Origin of the sequence: Bartonella sp. AP30XZML (assembly GCF_042195945.1) — a bacterium.
Classification (GTDB): Bacteria; Pseudomonadota; Alphaproteobacteria; order Rhizobiales; family Rhizobiaceae; genus Bartonella.
This window is the reverse complement of record NZ_JBHIPJ010000091.1, coordinates 1-1,943: the sequence shown is the minus strand read 5'-3', so window position 1 is coordinate 1,943 and position 1,943 is coordinate 1. Positions and strand designations below refer to the sequence as shown.

The 1,943-nt window shown below is 38.0% G+C and carries 1 pseudogene; it reads left to right on the top strand.

The features are described 5' to 3' along the window. Positions 1 to 1,443, top strand: a pseudogene (locus ACFIL2_RS06490) (YfjI family protein); the annotation flags it as partial. Positions 1,444 to 1,943: the final 500 nt, after the last annotated feature.

Sequence of the window (1,943 nt, the reverse complement as noted above, 5' to 3'; positions counted from 1 at the left end):
CGCTATGTTTATGACGTTGCTGACCGTCAACAAGCGCCTCTCGATTTTGTGGCTGTCGCTGCTTTGTGTGGCTTGGCTGCTCTCATCGGCAATGGCGTGCGGATTGCTCCAAAACAACATGATGATTGGAAGATTGTCCCTAATCTCTGGGGCGCTCTTATTGGTCAACCTTCAACCATGAAAACACCTACCATGCAAGCCGCTTTAACTCCTATCACTTGCCTTCAAAAGAAATGGTATAAAGAGTGGCTAAAGCAGAAAGAGAGACAAGAAATTGAAGAGATACTTGAAACTTTAGACAAATCCGAAAAGAAAAAACAAGCCCATAAAGCAATAAAAAAAGGAGATCTTGAAACAGCCCATGCTCTTTTGTCTGAAACCCTCTCTAAAGACAATGCGCGTGATGAGGATGTCTCTCGTTTTATTGTCAATGATGTGACCGTGGAAAAGCTTGGGGAACTTTTAAAAGAAAATCCCCGTGGTCTCTTGATGGTGCGTGATGAATTATCCGGTTTCTTAACAGATATGGAACGCAAGGAATATCAAACAGACCGTGCCTTTTATTTGGAAGCTTTTAATGGAGATGGTCAATTTACTTATGACCGTATAGGGCGTGGAACCATTTTTATTCCCAATGCAACCGTTTCTATTATAGGGGGCATTCAACCCTCTCGCATTCTCCCCTTTATACGCAATGTTTTATATGGCAAAGGCAATGATGGTTTCTTACAACGCTTTCAAATGCTGGTCTTTCCCGATGAGACAAAAGATTGGAAATGGGTTGATAGACCTCCCAATCAAGAGGCATGGGAAACTTATGAAGGGGCATTTCGTTCTCTTTATGATAAACCCCTTGGTTCACCAGAACACCCTCTTGTGATGCGCTTTTCTGCTGAAGCTCAAGAGATCTTTCGTGAATGGATGCAAAAGATTTTTAAAGAAGCCAAAGAGAACAACCTTTCAGAAAGCTTACAAGCGCATCTTTTGAAAATGCCTAAGACCATAGTAAGCCTTGCATTGATTTTTGAATTAACCGAAGGGGGGCGTTTTGAAATCAATAAAGATGCCCTTCAAACAGCCTTGTGATGGGAAAAATATTTGTTAAGTCATGTCAAAAGGCTTTATGCGGCGGCGAATAGCTTAGCAACAGAGGGGGCAAAATTAATTGTCGAACGTTGTGATCATTTACCCGCTGTCTTTACTTTACGTGATATTCATCAAAGAAGTTGGACGCATTTAAAAGATAATCAAACCGTTAAGCAAGCTTTAGAGCTTTTATGCCGTTGTAACTATATACGTGAAATCTCTGGAGACAAGAGCTCTCAAAGCGGTCGACCGNAACTCTTCAAAGCACTCCCCATTATAAGTTTTGGGGGTGTTTTTTATACGTATTATTTTATTTTTTTAAACAAAAATAAAAATCATTATATTTCAATATGTTAATGTTTTAAATAAACAACCTATATTAAATACAATCTGTAAATACAATCTATGATATATATAAAAAGGGGTTTTGTAGGGGTTTTGGGGGTTTTAAGAACCTACAAAACCTCTCTATAAAACCTATCAAAGTACTCATTCTGATATTTTAAAGCACGTAGTACATTTATCTTGATTAACCCGTGAAACGAATAGCAAATTTTACTACTTTGCTGATCTTATTCCATGCCATGGGCTGTGGATAAACAATCTTTTAAAACCCCTTTTGAAAAAATTTATCCGTTTTTTCGCATTTTTCTACATTTTTTTCACCATTTGCTCAAAATGGATTTAATAAGCTTCATTTCGATTCTTTTGAAGAGAATTAATCTGTATCGTAGATAGTTATGGAGTTTATCCTTTATGCTTCGCTCTCATCATTCTGATAATGAACTCGTCACTTTACGCTCTCTGTTGGAATATTATCGTCAAAAAGCTAAATCACCCCGTGAATTAGGAACCAT